Origin of the sequence: Arcanobacterium buesumense (assembly GCF_012563545.1) — a bacterium.
In the GTDB taxonomy this organism is placed as follows: Bacteria; Actinomycetota; Actinomycetes; order Actinomycetales; family Actinomycetaceae; genus Arcanobacterium; species Arcanobacterium buesumense.
In genome coordinates this window covers 1,367,999-1,385,629 of the sequence record NZ_CP050804.1, presented here as the reverse complement: position 1 = coordinate 1,385,629, position 17,631 = coordinate 1,367,999, and the positions used below count along the sequence as shown (strand labels likewise).

At 49.0% G+C, this 17,631-nt stretch carries 17 protein-coding genes and 1 other RNA gene; 17 read left to right on the top strand and 1 reads right to left on the bottom strand.

Features of this window, described 5'->3' with window-relative positions; genetic code table 11:
- The first annotated feature begins 48 nt into the window (after positions 1-48).
- The 17 genes from HC352_RS06350 to HC352_RS06270 all read left to right on the top strand — a co-directional run bounded on the left by HC352_RS06350 (position 49) and on the right by HC352_RS06270 (position 14,415).
- The gene (locus tag HC352_RS06350) at positions 49-1,287 is read left to right on the top strand and encodes a TadA family conjugal transfer-associated ATPase (RefSeq protein WP_168918096.1); all 1,239 of its coding nucleotides are present in this window, start codon (positions 49-51) and stop codon (positions 1,285-1,287) included.
- Positions 1,275-2,093 carry a type II secretion system F family protein gene (locus HC352_RS06345; RefSeq protein ID WP_168918095.1) on the top strand — a complete coding sequence of 273 codons (819 nt, stop codon included), beginning with the start codon at positions 1,275-1,277 and terminating at the stop codon, positions 2,091-2,093. Before HC352_RS06350 ends, HC352_RS06345 begins: the two co-directional genes overlap by 13 nt.
- A complete protein-coding gene (locus HC352_RS06340) occupies positions 2,090-2,965 on the top strand; it encodes a type II secretion system F family protein (protein WP_168918094.1) in 876 nt (291 codons plus the stop codon). Before HC352_RS06345 ends, HC352_RS06340 begins: the two co-directional genes overlap by 4 nt.
- Positions 2,966-3,000: 35 nt before the next feature.
- Complete coding sequence (locus HC352_RS06335; RefSeq protein WP_168918628.1) at positions 3,001-3,195, top strand: hypothetical protein; 195 nt, start codon at positions 3,001-3,003, stop codon at positions 3,193-3,195.
- Positions 3,192-3,554 carry a pilus assembly protein gene (locus tag HC352_RS06330; protein WP_168918093.1) on the top strand — a complete coding sequence of 121 codons (363 nt, stop codon included), beginning with the start codon at positions 3,192-3,194 and terminating at the stop codon, positions 3,552-3,554. The genes HC352_RS06335 and HC352_RS06330 overlap by 4 nt, the downstream gene beginning before the upstream one ends.
- Positions 3,538-3,981 carry a TadE/TadG family type IV pilus assembly protein gene (locus HC352_RS06325; protein WP_211080641.1) on the top strand — a complete coding sequence of 148 codons (444 nt, stop codon included), beginning with the start codon at positions 3,538-3,540 and terminating at the stop codon, positions 3,979-3,981. Before HC352_RS06330 ends, HC352_RS06325 begins: the two co-directional genes overlap by 17 nt.
- Positions 3,978-4,403 carry a hypothetical protein gene (locus HC352_RS06320; protein ID WP_168918091.1) on the top strand — a complete coding sequence of 142 codons (426 nt, stop codon included), beginning with the start codon at positions 3,978-3,980 and terminating at the stop codon, positions 4,401-4,403. Before HC352_RS06325 ends, HC352_RS06320 begins: the two co-directional genes overlap by 4 nt.
- A gap of 15 nt (positions 4,404-4,418) precedes the next feature.
- Positions 4,419-5,549 (top strand): peptide chain release factor 2, encoded by a 1,131-nt coding sequence (prfB, locus tag HC352_RS06315; RefSeq protein ID WP_168918090.1) that lies wholly within the window; start codon positions 4,419-4,421, stop codon positions 5,547-5,549.
- A gap of 119 nt (positions 5,550-5,668) precedes the next feature.
- Entirely contained in the window at positions 5,669-6,358 is a 690-nt protein-coding gene (ftsE, locus tag HC352_RS06310; protein WP_168918089.1) for a cell division ATP-binding protein FtsE, read from the top strand.
- On the top strand, positions 6,358-7,272 hold the full coding sequence (gene ftsX, locus HC352_RS06305) for a permease-like cell division protein FtsX (RefSeq protein WP_168918088.1): 915 nt from the start codon (positions 6,358-6,360) through the stop codon (positions 7,270-7,272). Before ftsE ends, ftsX begins: the two co-directional genes overlap by 1 nt.
- A complete protein-coding gene (locus HC352_RS06300; RefSeq protein ID WP_168918087.1) occupies positions 7,272-8,555 on the top strand; it encodes a M23 family metallopeptidase in 1,284 nt (427 codons plus the stop codon). Before ftsX ends, HC352_RS06300 begins: the two co-directional genes overlap by 1 nt.
- 17 nt (positions 8,556-8,572) lie before the next feature.
- The gene (smpB, locus tag HC352_RS06295; RefSeq protein WP_168918086.1) at positions 8,573-9,115 is read left to right on the top strand and encodes an SsrA-binding protein SmpB; all 543 of its coding nucleotides are present in this window, start codon (positions 8,573-8,575) and stop codon (positions 9,113-9,115) included.
- A gap of 172 nt (positions 9,116-9,287) precedes the next feature.
- Entirely contained in the window at positions 9,288-10,049 is a 762-nt protein-coding gene (locus HC352_RS06290; protein WP_168918085.1) for an HAD-IIA family hydrolase, read from the top strand.
- A gap of 122 nt (positions 10,050-10,171) precedes the next feature.
- Positions 10,172-10,552, top strand: a transfer-messenger RNA (tmRNA) gene (ssrA, locus tag HC352_RS06285).
- Between the two features lie 338 nt (positions 10,553-10,890).
- Positions 10,891-12,135 (top strand): DUF6688 domain-containing protein, encoded by a 1,245-nt coding sequence (locus tag HC352_RS06280; RefSeq protein ID WP_168918084.1) that lies wholly within the window; start codon positions 10,891-10,893, stop codon positions 12,133-12,135.
- A gap of 239 nt (positions 12,136-12,374) precedes the next feature.
- Positions 12,375-13,316: a DUF5996 family protein gene (locus HC352_RS06275; protein ID WP_168918083.1), complete on the top strand. Its 942-nt coding sequence runs from the start codon at positions 12,375-12,377 to the stop codon at positions 13,314-13,316.
- A 115-nt stretch (positions 13,317-13,431) separates the two neighbouring features.
- Entirely contained in the window at positions 13,432-14,415 is a 984-nt protein-coding gene (locus HC352_RS06270) for an ADP-ribosylglycohydrolase family protein (RefSeq protein WP_168918082.1), read from the top strand.
- A 118-nt stretch (positions 14,416-14,533) separates the two neighbouring features.
- Here the strand turns inward: HC352_RS06270 and HC352_RS09010 are convergent, their stop codons facing one another.
- Complete coding sequence (locus tag HC352_RS09010) at positions 14,534-17,629, bottom strand: isopeptide-forming domain-containing fimbrial protein (protein WP_211080640.1); 3,096 nt, start codon at positions 17,627-17,629, stop codon at positions 14,534-14,536.
- Between the last annotated feature and the right edge of the window lie 2 nt (positions 17,630-17,631).

Sequence of the window (17,631 nt, the reverse complement as noted above, 5' to 3'; positions counted from 1 at the left end):
ATGGCTTTTATACGCTGATAACTAGCAGAAAGGAGGGGCAGGGCAACAATGATCACGGCATATGCATGGTTAGACGATCGAGTGCGCGAATTAGTACAGATATCTGGGGTAGATCCACAAGAAGACTTATCTGGGCTTGATCAAATTATTGAGCAAGCACTTGATGAATATGAAGAACTTACTGTTGAAGGACGTGCCCAAGGGGTCACGCGTCAGTCTGATATCGTTCAACAACTACGCGATAACATTGGCGGATTAGGGCCAATTCAACGGCTTCTTGATGATCCAGATATTGAAGAAATCTGGATAAACGATCCAGGAAAGATATTTATAGCTCGTCACGGACGAAGCGAACTAACCACAATCGTCTTAACTGACCAGCAGGTACGAGATCTTGTTGAGCGAATGCTACGCGCTTCAGGCCGGCGTCTTGATTTATCCAGTCCATTTGTCGATGCGGCGTTACGAACAGGGGAGCGTCTCCATGCGGTTATTCCAGACATCACTAGGGCGCATTGGTCAGTTAATCTTCGCAAGTATGTTCTGCGCCCACGACGTCTCATAGATTTAGTAGATCAAGGCATGTTGACCGATGTAGCTGCACGTTTTTTAGATGCCAGTATTGATATTGGCCTCAATGTATTAGTTTCTGGCGCTACACAAGCTGGAAAAACGACCTTTTTAGGGGCGTTGTTGGGGGCTGTTAGCGCTCAGGAACGCATTGTGACAGCCGAAGAGGTTTTTGAACTTAATCTGGCGCATCGTGACGTGGTGGCGATGCAAACTCGCCCAGCAAATCTAGAAGACCGGGGCGAAATCACGTTGCGCAGGTTGGTTAAAGAAGCTTTGCGAATGCGTCCAGAAAGAATTGTTATTGGCGAAGTACGTCAAGCTGAAGCATTTGATTTACTTATCGCATTAAATTCTGGAATTCCAGGTGCGTGCACGATACACGCAAATTCAGCACGCGAGGCGGTTGCGAAAATGTGCGCTTTGCCGTTACTAGCAGGCGATAACGTGACTAATAGTTTTGTGGTGCCAACAGTTGCGAGATCAATAGACATTGTTGTGCACGTGCACCGGGATCGCCGTGGCGTGCGTCGAGTACGTGAAATAGTGGGAGTTACTGGGAGAATCGAAGGCGACGTCGTTGAAACGTCTGAGATATTTACTGACGACGGCAGTGGGCTACGTTATGTTGGTGGCGAAATACCTGGGCGAGACCGCTTCGAATTTGCGGGCTATCAGGTAGCAGATCTTATCGGGGAGGCACCGTGGGGTTTATAGTTGGTGCCTTAGTAGGTCTAGGTTGTTTGATCGTTATTCGAGCATGGCAAGATCCGCACCCCTTTCGGTTATCTCCGCGTATGATACCGCTACTATGCGGTGCTGTACTGGGCGGCTTAGGTACGATGATAATTATTCCTTCCGTGGTGTTTATGGGGTGCGGGGCAGTTGTTGGCACTGTAGTTACGTCTCTGGTGAGATATTCCCGGCAACGAAAGTATGCTACGCGACAACGTGAAGCGTGGCCCGATGTGTTGGACGACGTCGTTGGATCACTACGTGCGGGATTATCTATTTCACAAGCATTAGTGGTGGTTAGTCAGCGTGGCCCGATAATGATGCGTGAACCATTTGCGCGCTGTGCTCAACATATCCGTGCACAAGGGCGTCTCGATTCGGCACTAAATGATCTGAAGGATGAATTTCATGATCCGATGGCGGATCGAGTGATCGAAGCGATGCGGCTATCTCATGAACTAGGGGGTCATGATTTGGCACTGATGCTCAGTCAGTTGGCGAGTCTTGTACGTGAAGATAACCGTGCCCGTGGAGAACTGCTTGCTCGACAATCGTGGACGGTTAATGGCGCTCGGTTAGCGGCAGGTGCTCCCTGGATTTTGCTCGCGCTTTTTGCAACTCGTCCAGGAACAGTAGAAGCATTTAGCACTGCTGGTGGTATTGCTGTTTTAGTTAGTGGAGCATTTCTAACTGTTCTTGCCTATGGTCTAATGATCAAACTTGGAGAGCTGAGTGCGGACACGCGAATTTTTATATCTACACCAAGAAAAATAGGCGGAACTCCATGATAGGAATGTCTTTAGCTGGTATGACGATAGGAGCTGGAAGTACCTGGCTTATTTACGGGCTAACAAGTCCGCGAAAATCATTGACACAGCAGGTTATTCCTCATGTGGCTACACGTGATAATCGTAGCCCGCGATCCTCGATTCTCACCCGGTTTCTGCCTTCATTGCTACGGATTATCGAGCAATTAGGATCAACAAGATCTGCTGTCGAACGACGGCTGGCAGTGATTGGCCAGGGCAGTGTTAGCGATTTTCGGCTCACCCAAATCCAGTGGGCCGGTGCAGGTTTGCTCGTTGGGGGTTTAGTTGGGATAGCCTTCATAGCCCGTGGGTATAGTCCGGCTATTATCGTGCTGACTGTGATACTCGGTGCGCTTGGCGCAGCTTTGTGGGTAGATTCGCGGTTGACGACGAAGGCAAAACGCACGTCACGAATGTTTACTCGTCAACTACCAGATGTGATTGAGTTAGTTGCGCTCGCGGTAGGAGCTGGTCAAGCGATCCGTCCGGCCCTTGAAAGAGTTGTGCAACTAGGACAAGGCCCATTGATTGAGCAATTTCAGGTCATGCTCTCGCACGTGCATGCTGGTTCATCGTTGGCTCAGGCTTTAGCTGAGTTGTCGGTTAGGGCAGATAACCGTAATGTTTCGCGTTTTACTGACTCGTTGATTATGGCGATGGAACAAGGTGGCGGATTAGCTCAGACGCTACACCATCAAGCCCGTGATGCGCGTGACGCGGCTCGTAGAGAATTATTAGAAGAGGGCGGTAAGGCCGAGATATCTATGATGATCCCGGTGGTTTTCCTAATTTTACCGATCACAATTCTATTCACGATTTTCCCGGCACTGCATTACATGAATTTTCATTAAGAAGTTATTGTGAAAGGAAAAATATGTCATTTCATATGCGTTGGTTACTAAAGAAATATGTTAGCCATATTTCGTCCGTTGCTGGGCGAAAAGAGCAGGGTGATGTCCCTGGCTGGGTGATGATTACGCTGATGACTGCGGCATTAGTTGTTTTGTTGTGGTCATTAGTTGGCCCGGCATTGACGACGTTATTTCAAGATGCGATTAGTCGCGTCACTCAGATTTCGTGAACCTGGCAAAGCGTGAGGGCGGCAATGCCGTCGTTGGTTTCACAGCAACAGTTGGATTATTGCTCATTGTTACAGTCACGATCGTCAGTCTTGGTTTAACATGGTTTGCGCGTGAGGTGATGAAAGATTCGGTTGCTCTCGGTGCACGCTTTGCGGCTTTAGATGGAGCGAGCGAAGAAGTGGCTCGAGAACGTACCTTCGAGTTAATAACGACGACGTTGCCGCCTGCCTTTGCTGATGACATCACGATTACTTATGGTCCTTCGTGGGTGATTGTCCGGGCGTGTGCTCCGGCTCCAGTGTTGGGCTTACTTTTGCCTATCACTATTGATGTGGAAGGTCGTGCCACTATTGAATAATCACCTTAAGAGAGCCAAGGGTCGCACAGCGGTTTGCGAACCAGGTAACGCTATTGTGGAATTTGTTGGGATCATGGTTGTTATTATCGGTCCGGCGCTTATTTTGCTGATGTCGTTAAGTGCTGTACTTGAGGCGCAGTTTAGTGTTCAAGCAGCAACACGGGAGGCAGTTCGGGAAGTGGTTCGTGCACCGGAAGTCGATGTATTGCATAAAGCCCAAGAAATTGCGTTAGACGTGTGGTCAGATCGAGGGCATAGCGAAAGATTAACGGTGTCAGTCATGTGCGAACCATCAGGCTGTCAAACACCAGGGGCATCGATAGAGGTTACGGTATCGACGCAGATAGTATTACCAGCAACCGGCATTCTGGTGCCGGTATCAGCCGCGTATACAATGGATAGTGATATTTTTCGGAATGTTCCATGAAAAGAAAAACTAGGAAAACTGAACCTGGGAACTTACTCATTTTAGGGTTGGGTATCTGGGTGTTTGTTATGATGTTAGTTTTGATTATCGGAGCAAGTGTTCACCTGCATAATGAACGTAAAGATGTTTTAGCCAGGGCCGATGGCGTGGCGTTGAAACTCGCGCAAGAGGTCTCGGATGCTCACTACTATGCAGGGAATGTAAGTTATGATGTGTCGCATATTCAAAGTGAGGCACACCGTGCGGTATCTAATACTCAGGATTGGGTCAGTCAACCAACAGGGGTGAGCGGTAACGATATCGTTGTTACACTATGTCGCTTGGTTCCTGTTCCATTTGTTCCATCGTTTCTCGATAACCTTGATGAAATAGAAATGTGTGCAACTTCGTCTGCCCGATTGAGAATCGAAGGGGGTCAATAGCGTAGACTTAGCTTCGTGGCAACTGACTATCAAGCTGAAATTGAAGAACTCCGCCGATCTTTTTCACAGATCGAGGCGGTAACAAATGTGAGTGCGCTTGAAGCGCAAATTGCGGATCTGACAGAAAAGTCGGGTGCACCTGACCTGTGGGATGATCCAGAACAAGCTCAAGCGGTGACTTCTCAACTGTCACACGCTCAATCTGAGCTCGAACGAGTTGCGCGGATGCGTGAACGGATTGCCGATCTAGCTACCTTATACGAAATGGCAGTGGAAGAATCGCAAACTGATGCGCAGATGGGTGCAGAGCTTTTAAGCGAGGTTGATGGCGAGCTTGAGACGGTACGCTCTGATCTTTCCGCGCTGGAGATTAAGACGCTGTTGTCCGGAGAATATGATGAACGCGATGCGGTTGTCACTATTCGATCGGGAGCTGGTGGTGTTGATGCTGCTGACTGGGCACAAATGTTGCAACGTATGTATTTACGTTGGGCAGAACGCCATGGCTATGCAACAAAAGTGCTTGATACATCTTATGCGGAAGAAGCAGGCATAAAATCGACTACGTTCGAAGTTTCGGCGCCGTATGCCTATGGCACCCTCACAGTAGAAGCTGGAACTCATCGTCTTGTGCGTATCTCGCCATTCGATAATCAGGGGCGGCGGCAGACGTCTTTTGCGGCTGTAGAAGTTATTCCGTTGATTGAAACAACTGATCATATTGACATTCCAGACAGTGAATTAAAGATCGATGTTTTCCGTTCTTCAGGTCCGGGCGGACAGTCTGTTAATACTACTGATTCGGCAGTTCGTATGACTCACATTCCGACTGGCATTGTCGTTTCAATGCAGGATGAAAAATCTCAGATTCAAAACCGTGCAGCAGCATTGCGAGTGTTGCAATCGCGTTTACTGGCATTACGCCACGAAGAAGAAGCAGCTATCAAGAAAGAACTTGCTGGTGACGTTAAAGGCGCATGGGGCGATCAAATGCGCTCCTATGTTCTCCACCCATATCAAATGGTCAAAGATCTGCGTACCGGGCATGAAGTTGGCAACGCTGAAGCTGTCTTTGACGGTGATATCGACGGTTTTATCGATGCAGGTATCCGTTGGCGGCATGGACAGATGTTCCCAACCGAATAACCCTAGATGTGAAATAACAAGGTACTTTTCTTGGCCTTACCGGCGCGTCAGCTAGCTGACGCGCCGAAATCATTACTAGGGTAGATCCAGTATGTACCCGAAGTAGATTGTGCTTGTTCATGATTACGTTTGAAAACGTCACCAAAATATATGCTCGTGGGGCAGCTCCGGCATTAGACCAAGTGAGCCTCACTATTGAGCGCGGCGACTTTGTCTTCCTCGTCGGAGCTTCTGGCTCTGGTAAATCCACCATGCTCAGCTTGATTTTGGCTGAAGAACGCCCAACCTCTGGGCGTATCCATGTTTTAGGGAAAGACCTTGCGGGAGTTTCTTCACGCCGGGTGCCTTTTTTACGCCGAAAGATTGGCACGGTATTTCAAGATTTCCGTCTACTGACCGATAAGAATGTCTTTGATAACGTTGCCTTGGCAATGAAAGTCATTGGTCGCCCACGCCATGCCATTATGAAAGAGGTTCCACAAGTTTTGGAACTTGTTGGTCTCGATGGTAAAGAAAAGCGCGGTATGCACGAGCTTTCTGGCGGCGAAAAACAACGAGTGGCTATTGCGCGCGCGATGGTCAATCGCCCGGAAATTTTGTTGGCAGACGAACCAACCGGAAACTTAGACCACAACACCGCGTTAGGAATTATGCGGTTGCTTGATCGGATTAACCGTCAGGGGACTACAGTTGTGATGGCCACCCACGATCAAGAAATCGTTAATCAATTACGTAAACGCGTTGTTGAGTTGGTAGATGGACAGATTACGCGTGATCAAGAGCGCGGCCAATACGGAGGTGCTCGCTGATGCGAATCGGTTTTATTTTTTCTCAAGTCTGGAAAGGCCTGCGTAAGAATACGTCAATGATGGCTTCGGTCGTCCTCGTCACTTTCGTTTCTTTGTTGTTCGTGGGAGCAGCGATTTTATTCCAGACTCAAATTGAGTCAGCGAAGAATGATTGGTACGACAAAGTCGAAGTTTCAGTCTTTATGTGCCCTCCGCAATCTACTAGTGCGGCGTGCGCTGGGGGTGAAGCTAGTGAATCGCAAATAGATTCATTGCGCGACTATCTCGATAGCGGTGAAGTAGCAAAACATATCGAACATGTTTATTTTGAGACCAAAGAGGATGCTTACGAAGCTTTTAAGGAACAACTTAAAGGTACAACATGGGCAGATACGATAGATGCTGATTTAATGCAATCCTCTTTCCGGCTCAAGCTCACGAACCCAAATGAAGATGACATCGCCGTCGTATCGGAAATGCTATCTGGCCGGCCTGGCGTAGAATCTGTGATTGATCAACGTCAACAGCTTAAACCGCTTTTCAATATGCTCAATCGTTTCACTCTTATCGCCACGATTTTGGCCGGTATTATGATTATTGTTTCCGTGCTACTTATTCCAGCAACAATTCGCCTGTCCGCTATGTTCCGGCGAAACGAGACTGAGATTATGCGCTATGTGGGGGCATCGAATGCATTTATTCAAGCCCCATTCATCCTTGAAGGAATCATTTCCTCACTTATTGGTGCAATTTTAGCTATCGGTGGTCTTTACGTGGCGGTGGAGTTCTTTGTCCACCAGTGGTTCGCAGATTCTTGGCTAAAGATTGTTTCGGCGCATGATGTTGTGCTTCTAGCTCCATGGTTATTGCTGGCAGCTATTGCCATTTCTGCCGTTGCTTCCTTCTTGGCACTACGTCGATACACTAAGGTCTGATGATGAATTCTCGACGAAAGTTTATCGCCACGGTAGCTACTGTCACGATGGTAGTTACCGGGTTAGCTTTGCCTGCCTGGGCTGACGAACGCCAAGATCTGGTGAACCAACAGCAAGAAAATGAAAATCGTATGAAGGAGATTAAGTCCTCGTTAGAAGGAATCGATGTTAATCTTCAAGACGCATTTTTAGAGTTGGAAAAAACTCGTTCGCAAATCCCTGGAGCAGAAGCTGATTTGGCGAATGCACAACAAGAACTGGCAACTGCAGAACGTAAGGCGCAAGCTAACGCAGCTCTTTTGTCTGCCGCCCAAAACGAACTCGCAGGTATCTCTGGTGAACTTTCTACATCGTCGCAGGAAGCCGATAAAACAAAACAAACGTTAGCGGAAATTGCTCGGGCGACATATCGGGGCGAGACCATGCCAACAGCTATTGATCTAGTTGTTGGATCCGCGTCGGCCGAAGAATTTACGAATGCGTATCGGGTCAATGCGGCCGTGACGCGTGCGCAAAGTGCTGCGTTGACGGAACTGTCCCAAGCAGTTGCCCAATCGAAAAACCGTCAATCGCGGCAACAAGCTGTGGAAAAACGCGTTACCGAGCTCAAAGCCGAAGCCGATGCTATCGTCGTCGTTCGAGACAAAGCACGTGACGAAGCTGAACAGCGCAAAACCCAACTCGTAGATCTTGAAGCATCAATAAACGCTCAAACCCAAGATCTGGAAAAGCGCAAAGCAGAGTTCGAAGCCTCACTAAACCAAGTTGAGCAAGAGCAACAAGCAGCTGCAGCGCGAATCGCTGCAATCGATGAAGAAAATCGCCGTAAGGAAGCAGAACGTGCTGCCGCCGGGCAAGCAAGTGCAACAACTGGAAGCGGCTGGCTCAATCCACCGATTCCAGGGCCTCTTGTTGTCACATCGCCTTTTGGAATGCGCATTTACCCCTTGGGGAACTATCGGCGCATGCATTATGGCGTTGATTTGGCATCACCTTGTGGTGATCCGCAGTATGCTGCCGCTGATGGTGTCATTGACAGCACGATGTTTGATGTGGGTGGCGGAAATATCGTGTATGTTAACCACGGAATTCATAACGGCAGTTCGTATGTGACTTCGCATATGCATTTGTCTGCGATTAAGGTTGTGCCTGGCCAGCGGGTCTCGCAGGGAGATTTGATTGGGTTGTCCGGAGCCACTGGACGAGTCACTGGCTGTCATGTTCACTTCGAAGTATGGCAGAATGGTACGGCTATCAACCCGATGGGGTTGCCTGGTTTCTAAGTTAAAGGAGAACACTCATGGCGAAGAAGAAAAGCGCTGCGAAGAACTCCGGTAAGCTAACGCAAGCGCAAAAGGCTAAAGTTGCGGCGGATGCAAAACAGGTTATCGCACGTAATAAGAAAGCTCGGCACGATTATTTTATCGATGACGTTTTCGAAGCCGGTCTTGTTTTGTCTGGTACCGAAGTCAAAGCATTACGCCTTGGGCGGGCGTCACTGTCCGAAGCGTGGATTGAGATTGACCGGTCCGGCGAAGCATGGGTTGTAGGAATGAATATTCCAGTTTATGCGATGGGTTCATGGACGAATCATAAGCCTACTGCTAAACGGAAGCTCCTTCTGCATGCACATGAGTTACGCGAGTTAGCTGTGAAAGTAAAAGCGAAGGGCACCACGATTGTGCCCTTAGAGCTGTACTTTGTCCGTGGGCGAGCCAAGTTGGAGATTGCGCTAGCTCACGGCAAGCAAGAGTGGGATAAGCGTGAAACATTGCGTCGCCGACAAGATGAGCGTGAGGCGCAGCGGGCGATGAGCCAAGCGCGTCGAAACCAACGTCGATAAGAAATCATGCGGTTACCCAGTGCGCAAATAGATAATAAAATCTGTTGCGTACTCATGTTTGAGAGCATTTTTGTGAAATCGATGGCCTGGTATTTCTGAATGTTGGCTCATTTTATTCTTTCATAAGCGAAACCGGTACCTTTCCCTGCCTAAACATGGTAAGTCTTGGTATATGAAATCATGGCTTATTGATATGGATGGCGTGCTGGTGCACGAAGGTCAAGCGTTGCCTGGTGCGGCTGAGTTTTTAGGGAAGTTGCAGGACAAAGAAATCCCGCATTTGATCTTAACCAATAACTCAATTTTCACCGAACGTGATTTGGCCGAGCGGTTGAAGACTTCTGGTCTGGATGTGTCTGAGGATCATATTTGGACCTCAGCTTTGGCCACGGCTGGGTTTTTGGCGAAGCAGTCGGATTTGCGCCGGGCCTACGTGGTGGGCGAGGCGGGTTTGACTACCGCTTTGTATGAGCAAGGTTTTATTATGACGGAAGCGAATCCGGAATTTGTTGTTTTAGGGGAGACGCGCACTTATTCATTTGACGCGATCACTAAAGCAATTAGGCTGATCCAAGCTGGCGCTCGCTTTATCGCAACTAACCCGGATAGTACTGGTCCATCAGCTGAGGGAGATATTCCGGCAACAGGTGCGGTGGCTGCATTGATTGAGAAGGCGACTGGCCGTTCGCCGTTCTTTGTGGGCAAGCCTAACCCGGTGATGTTGCGTAATGGTTTGAATAAGATCGGAGCGCATTCGGAGGAGACTGCGATTGTGGGAGACCGGATGGATACTGATATTTTGGCTGGTGTGGAAACTGGTTTGCGTACCCATTTGGTGCTTACTGGTTCAACGAAGAGATCTGATATTGAGAAGTTCCCGTTCCGGCCAGATTTTGTCCACGATTCGATCGCCGATGTTGTTGAGCTGGTGTGAGAATTGGCGAGCGTCGTCCCTACTTGACGACGCAGGTATTGTGCGTTAATCTGGCGTAACAGTGTGTTTCGTGGTTTCGTTTAGTGAAGAGATGAACGTAGCCATGAGGTGATAACTGAATAGGGGATGATCGGTTTCGACGGTAGTGATTACCGAAGGGAAGCGGGTAGAGGATGCACAGTTATCTCTTTAACGATCTGTGCGAAAAAAATAACTGCCAATAAGCAGAAGTCTGATTTCGCCCTCGCCGCCTGAGCGAGCGCATTAACTAAGAAATCCGTCAGACTCACGTTGCTTTCGCGTGAGAACTCTGGCGTCGCCTTTGAAAGCCACTGGCACTAGCGGTTCGCTATTAACCGCTAGGCGACTCCCAAGTAGCTAGGTTCGTCAGCAACATGTCTGTTAGAGTGCTGGAGCCAAAAACAACGATGAACAGACTGCACCCGGAGAAGCCTTGGGTTCCTCATTATCGGACGGGAGTTCAATTCTCCCCATCTCCACCATGAAGAAGCGCGAGCCACACTGGCTCGCGCTTCTTTTACTTTTCGGGTTTCCTAGATGTTGCTTATTTGTGTAACGTTAAATCTTCTCGGATTTCTTGTTTATCGAAAACTTCGGCGTCTTGGCCAGATCATGTTGTTGTGAAATGAACCTTGTTGTTGTGACTGAACATAGTTGTTAGACAGTGAGCGCGCATTCTTGTCTGAAGGTTAGCTGGGGGATCGTGAGCTGATATCACTAATATGCCTCGCGAACTGCATTGCCACCTGCGGAAAACAAGACGATGTATGATTAGCCCATGTGGAGATTTGCGAAAGCGTACCCGTACTTATTTCAATTTGTGCTTTCATTTGCTCTCACCCTCGTCGTCGTTGTGTTTCAGATGCTGCTACACGTGCCTTTCTCGGGCGAAGACGTGACTGAAGAAGCACTCCTCAATCTATTACTTGTCGGTCCTGTGTTTTTAGTTGCGTTTTCATTACTGTGTGTTTATCCGGTGGTGCTGCTGGGATATCAGCTGATGTTGGTTGTGCGAGCCTTACGGTGGAAAACCCCGCAGTCGCATCGTCCTGGCTATGACACGTGGGTGCTCTGTTTCCTTCTGGCGTGCGATGTTTTATACCTCCTCTTCTATAAAGACGTGGTGTTTTCAGCTGGTTGGCAAGAGCAATTGCTGAACTCTCAGCGTCATTCGCCAATTTCTCCCAATTACTATCTATGGGTTGTCATTCTTCTTGGACTTTGTTTTGTGGCATTTTATGCACTATGGCTAAAACCAGTTGATAAGCTACCGCCACTCATTCCGGTTCTAGCGATTGGGATGCTCTATATCGCCACTGCCTATGTTGTTATATGGACAATACAAATTTATGAATACCGTCAGCTTACAGATCTCTATCTACTTATTCCCGCCGTTGTTTTTGTGGCTATAGTTGCCAGAACAATCGCCATTACCCTACGGGTACATGTGTTCGATGCAGATCGATCGGTGAAGTTTGAAACCCATCCTATGCTCGCTCGCCTAAACTATTATTTCACGCAAGCGAAAACCTGGCCCATGTGGGCTTTCTTCATCACTTTGCCAGTGCTGGGAGTAGTGTATGCGATATTGGTGTTACTGGGGCAAGGCCCCCATGCGCTTATCAGGGCGTTTACAGACACCAGTGGCTGGGCTTTTTCACAGCAGACCTCGCCGCCAAATGTGTTTTTTGATGAGCACTACCTTTGCACAGTAGCCGCTGGTGGGCACAAAGAACTTGTTAAGCCAATTCGCGGCGGGATCCGCCACGGACACCCCGTTATAGTGAATCGGCAATTGCTGATAGCTAATGCTTTTGAACAAGTAATCTCTGACCATCTACCTCGTCTACATCGAACGATTCGCGGCTTTTATGATCGGTATGGTTTTGATTTAGCGAAACGTATTAGAACGAAATGGGCAGCTGATACGGTTTGGGTATTGATGAAGCCTTTAGAATGGAGTTTTCTAGCCGTTATTTACCTGTGTGTGCGCCATCCTGAAGATCTTATCGCCATGCAATACACAGGCATCCACTACCGCGAGATTAATGATATAGATGGATAACTTATTAAGCTCCACTCATCGCTATACCGCTAATGTCCACTTCCCGCTGCAAATCCGCAAAACTGATGGTTGATATTGTTTTACCCTATTGGTACAGATTCCAATAGTTAGTCATCTGTTAATGCTTGTGGTAATTCTGCTGATAGCTACTTTGGGCTCTGATATGAGCTTAGTGGTAACGCAAGTCGGTATCATAGTTGTTATATTCTGCAACATGGATTCAACGGAGAAGAAATATTATGACCACCTCACAGACTCCTTCATCTTGGCCGGAGCTTCGGATTGAGGATTGGACCGATACCCGCGATACCTTACATATGTGGACGCAGATTGTTGGCAAGATTCGTATGCAGTATGCCCCGCTCATTAATCACTGGTGGCAAGTCACATTGTATGTATCCCCGGTTGGGTTGACGACGTCGTCAATCCCGTTCGAGGGCGATGTGTTCGATATCGAATTCGACTTCATTAACCACGAGCTTCGGTTCCGTCGCAGTAACGGACTACACGCGAAGTTTGCTTTAGAAGCTATGACGGTAGCTGACTTTTATGCGAAAGTGCAGCAGTCCATGGCCGAAATCGAAGTCCCTATGAATATTAGTGTTTTCCCTAATGAGGTTGACCCGGCGATTCCGTTCCCAGAAGATACTGTGCACAAGAGCTACGATAAGGACGCTGTGCATCGATTCTGGTTACAACTAGCAAAGGTTCATATTGCATTAGATAACTTCCGTTCTGGCTTCTTGGGCAAAGTAAGCCCGGTACATTTCTTCTGGGGATCGTTCGATATGGCGTGTACTCGCTTCGTAGATAAGCTTGCTCCTCAACATCCTGGTGGGGTTCCAAACTGTGCTGACTGGGTGATGGCGGAAGGTTATTCACATCATCTTACGAGTGCTGGTTTTTGGCCGGGAGGCGAAGGAGAAGGCATGTTCTATTCCTACGCATACCCTGCTCCAGATGGCTACGCCCGCCAAAAGATCGAACCGGCCGAGGCCTACTATAGCGAAGAACTATATGAGTATGTTCTGCCTTATGAGGCGGTGCGTAAGTCAGATAATCCAGAAGAGATGGTCCGCAAGTTCTTTGAAAGCACGTATGCTTTGGCTGCTGATTTAGATGGTTGGGATCGAGAAAAGTTAGACGCTGCCACTGATCGGCTCGCCTCATACATGAACTAGTATTTTCTATGCCGGTCTAAGCCTTGTATGTGAGAGGTTTACGCGCATGAACACGGGTAAGCGTGCACGCAGAGAATCTTCTTGCCGTAGCTAAGATACGTGTAGGAGGTTTGTGATGAGTAGCAACGTTTCGAATCCGTCGATTATCAGTGCGATAAGCGTGAACTCTGATCGAGCGCTCGGGTGCATTCTTGGTCTTGCTGCTGGGGATGCGTTAGGCGTGGGATATGAGTTCAACAAGCCATTACCATCGGCCTTGCCGATTGAGATGATTGGGCGCGAAGGATTCGAACCGGGTGAGTGGTCTGATGACACCGCAATGTCAATCCCGATCATCGATGCAGGCATTGCTAGTCAGGGTTACTTTGGGGATCATGAACTTGATCTGATTGCCGAAGGCTGGTTCACGTGGTTTGAGGCGCAACCCAAAGGGATTGGTCAGCAGATATTTTCTGTCATTAATGCCTCTCACTGTGAGCGTACAGCGCAATCTTTAGCGAAGGCGTCAGCTATGCGTTATCGGCAGATACCCAACCGCTCAGCCGGTAATGGTTCCCTGATGCGCACCGCCCCGGTCGTCCTCCCTAATCTGGACCGAGAGACGGTTGCAGATGCTGCTGGGCGGATCTCATTGCTTACTCATGGTGATCCGATAGCTTCAGAGGCTTGCGTGATCTGGTCGGTTGGGATTGCTCATGCGATCGAATACGGTTCCTTTGATGGAATTGATGAAGGCGTCGGGTTACTTCCCGTAAGCAGACGCTCGTTTTGGAACAAGGCTTTAAAAGAAGCCCAGCACCGCGCTCCCAATACTTTTCGTAGCAACGGTTGGGTAGTTCAAGCACTCCAAGGAGCATGGTCGGCAATAACGACGACGAAGATTCCTTTCGATGATCCGTCACGTCACCTACAACTCGCTATGGAAGCAGCAGTTCGCGGGGGAGGAGACACTGATACGGTTGCTGCGATAGCCGGAAGTCTCCTAGGTGCTCGATGGGGTTTATCTGCCATACCTGAAAGTTGGATCGGGAAGATTCACGGCTATCCCGGACTGTCAGGATTTGAGCTGATTGAACGAATACTATCTGGCTATGCTTAACTTTTAGCGACCCGGCTATATTGGACAGAGATATTGTGGTAAATGAGGGTCTGTCCCGCACACGGCTTGTGTGCGGGACAGACCCATTACTTTTGGCAACTGGTGCCCGTGTTGTAGATCAGCTCACTCGGTTGCGTTGTCGAAGTAGGCCTGCTCCTAAAAGCAGGAAGAGAGAACTGAGAGCCAGCAAGGTTACGCTATCGCTACCCGTTTTAGCCAGCTTCGTGTTCGGAGAATCCGTTGGTGGCTTTGGCTGATCTGGTGTTGGCGACGCAGGAACCGGCGGTTGCGGCTGTGGGGTGGGTTCCGGATCCGGCGTAGGGATTGGTTCTGGGTCTGGCGTAGGCGTAGGCGTAGGCGTTGGTTCTGGGTCTGGCGTTGGTTCTGGGTCTGGCGTTGGATCTGGATCTGGGGTGGGTTCTGGATCTGGGTCTGGTGCAGGTTTGGTGTATTGCATGAGCGCAGATGACCGCATCCGTAACCGTGTATTTTCTGCACGGCCTACAGCGACGTTGGCAAACGTCGTCGTTTCATCTAATCCAGCATACTTAACTTCTACAATGATTTTCTGAACACCAAGAGGAACTAACGGTCCACCAATGACGCGCACAGCTGTGGCATGAGGAGAAAACTCTTCACTCCACATACTAGATGGTTTCCCAAGACTGCCATTACTAGAATGGGCTGGATCCTCATTGAGCATAGCGCGGGGCACAGTGGTGTAATAGACTTTGCTTCCCGGTAGAGAAGCCGTTACTTTCACTAGCTGGGGCATGGTTTTCACTGTGCTGCCAGCTCCATCTTCAGGTGCTGGCAGGAGGTCAATCACGTCAGTGATATTTGACGTGCGTGGATCTGCAGAGTGTAATTCCACCATCCATGTACCAGTGGCGTTACCGTTCTCGTCTGGTTTTAGTTCTGACTCAACTGCGGATTTACGTAGATTGGTCAAACCCGAGGTCGGAACGGTAAACGTAGCTTGTGATGTGCGGCTAATACCTTGGCTTTCAATGATCGCAGTGCTGGCGAAGCTTTGTGCTGGCTGAGCATCTGCTGGCACTGTAGCCCGGTAAGTCAACTTTCCGGCTGGATCATTAGGAACCACATCGTTAAAGTTCCACACCAGTTGGGTATGTGCAGGTGTGGTATTCGTGGCAGCAACATCAGTCACTGTTGGTTCTGGAGCAGGAGAACCATCAGCATATTGAGTGCTTCCAGCTACGTACATTAGACCTTCTGGCAGAATATCAGTCAGCGTGAGACTATCTGGGAACGGTTGAGCCATATTAGATTCTAGGCCGTAGGTGAGACTGAACTCGGCTTCCTCGTTAGGTAGATATTCAGTTTGTGCGACCTGTTTATTCACGTAAGGTTCGGAACCTACGACACGTAGCACATCACGACCAGGACCAACAAAGGGATACGTGAGATCCGGGGTAAGAGTTCCATAGGGTTTGACATCCTTGGGGTCTAAGCTACGGTCGAAGTAGGAGACTTTATCAGCGCTATGATTCCAATTAGTAGCTCCGTCTGATAAAACGTAGCCCCAAGTCCAAATCGGAGTACCGATTTTCACGGTGTCTTTAATTTTGAGTTCCATGGCAACATATACTTGCCCTCTTCTTCCCGCAGAGCTCACCACATTTTTAGACAGACGCGCTTTGACAGCTTTAACTTGAGACAAATCTGCAGGTGTGCGAGTCCATTCCGGTTGATTACCTGCTTCGGGATCAGTTGTGCTAGTTTCGCCACCACACGCAAAGTCATTGGGATCTACAGGCTGGTCACTGCCAGGGTTATGCAAGGTTTCGCCCACGTAATACCAAATGTCACGAGTACCGTCTGGGTTTGTGGGGAAGGAATCATCATAGAAGAAGTGCGGTTTGACGCTACCATCAACAGCTACCCGCACCTTTTGTAGCTCCACTTTTTCATAATCTATAATTCCGCAAACCCAGTGGTCAGTCGATTCACTGGCGCGCGTTGGGGTGTGGCCTACGAAAGACATGACGGTTGCTCCAACTGGAGCTCGGTAGGTATCCGTCCACGGTATTCCCGGGTAAGACTTCGGGCGCATATAGGATAATGCCCATCCCCCGGTATAGTAGCCCAATACTACCGGAACAGAGTTGGTGTTATTGCTAGGATCATCAACAAAAGTGCTCCCGTCAACTGCTTGGAACTGTGGGGTAGAGGCAGTTAAACTCACAGTATTGCCGTTAGCGGTGTAGCGCAGTTTGAACCGTAGTTTTCCGGCAGCAATCACATCCATTCCGCTAGGCAATGGCTCGGCATTGGAATCCAACTGTGGAGTAGGCTGGTCATATTTTAGCCCGGATAGTGTCAAACGGAATGTGTCCGTGCCAGTCTTTTCTAACGTACATGTAGGGAACGCCGTCTGCTGGTTAGCCGGATGCTGACCATCGGAGAACGGATAACCGGGCTGTTGACGATCGTTGGGCTGGCAGGCGTCCTCATCCATAACTACCAGATCAGCCTCTTGCCCGTAAGGGTCTACTTCGATACGCCGGGTAGTCGTGATATCGAACGTGACGGTGTCTGGACCGGCCGGGCTATTGTGAGCATGCCGAATAGAGAAAGGAAATTCGAGGAGATATTGTTCTGGCTTAACTAATGGCAATAGCTGCGGGTAGGGGGTTCCGCCATCAAACTTGGCATCCATAGTGAATTGAGTGTAGATCGGGATTGGCACCAAGTTATCAACGATCTTTCCGCGGAACTCCCCACTTAAAGTTACCTGAGAACCAGGTGAGCCTGTAACGAGTAAGCTACTCGTAAAATTCAGTGCACTACCTTCGGTGAGCGTGCCTAAGTCACAAGTCAATACGGATCCATCTGTGCTAATGCTTGACGTTTCTGCATTAGCGCAGATCGTAGGAATCCGGTTAAAAACTGCATTTTCAGCACTAAGAGTCACAACGTTGTTTTCTTCAACCTCGTCATTGGCTGGGGCGGAAGCATCATCGTTGATATCTAGCCACCACTGGGATGTGAGAACGTCGAATCCCGATAGCACCCGATCAGGCGCATCAACCCATTCGCCTTGGAACTCATAGGCTACCGGCTCAGCGTGCGCCAGTGGAACAAACCCAGTCATGGCTAGAACTGTAGTTAAAAGAAAGGCTGTAACCGAACCAGCAAAACGCGGTACGAATTCCCTTGTCCGATTCGACGATTTTTCGCGCATAGACACCG

Bases quoted from the DNA above. Each gene is read 5' to 3' on its own strand.
- HC352_RS06350 (WP_168918096.1), top strand. From the start codon at position 49: ATGATCACGGCATATGCATGGTTAGACGATCGAGTGCGCGAATTAGTA.
- HC352_RS06340 (WP_168918094.1), top strand. From the start codon at position 2,090: ATGATAGGAATGTCTTTAGCTGGTATGACGATAGGAGCTGGAAGTACC.
- HC352_RS06335 (WP_168918628.1), top strand. From the start codon at position 3,001: ATGCGTTGGTTACTAAAGAAATATGTTAGCCATATTTCGTCCGTTGCT.
- HC352_RS06320 (WP_168918091.1), top strand. From the start codon at position 3,978: ATGAAAAGAAAAACTAGGAAAACTGAACCTGGGAACTTACTCATTTTA.
- ftsE (WP_168918089.1), top strand. From the start codon at position 5,669: ATGATTACGTTTGAAAACGTCACCAAAATATATGCTCGTGGGGCAGCT.
- ftsX (WP_168918088.1), top strand. From the start codon at position 6,358: ATGCGAATCGGTTTTATTTTTTCTCAAGTCTGGAAAGGCCTGCGTAAG.
- HC352_RS06300 (WP_168918087.1), top strand. From the start codon at position 7,272: ATGATGAATTCTCGACGAAAGTTTATCGCCACGGTAGCTACTGTCACG.
- smpB (WP_168918086.1), top strand. From the start codon at position 8,573: ATGGCGAAGAAGAAAAGCGCTGCGAAGAACTCCGGTAAGCTAACGCAA.
- HC352_RS06290 (WP_168918085.1), top strand. From the start codon at position 9,288: ATGAAATCATGGCTTATTGATATGGATGGCGTGCTGGTGCACGAAGGT.
- HC352_RS06275 (WP_168918083.1), top strand. From the start codon at position 12,375: ATGACCACCTCACAGACTCCTTCATCTTGGCCGGAGCTTCGGATTGAG.
- HC352_RS06270 (WP_168918082.1), top strand. From the start codon at position 13,432: ATGAGTAGCAACGTTTCGAATCCGTCGATTATCAGTGCGATAAGCGTG.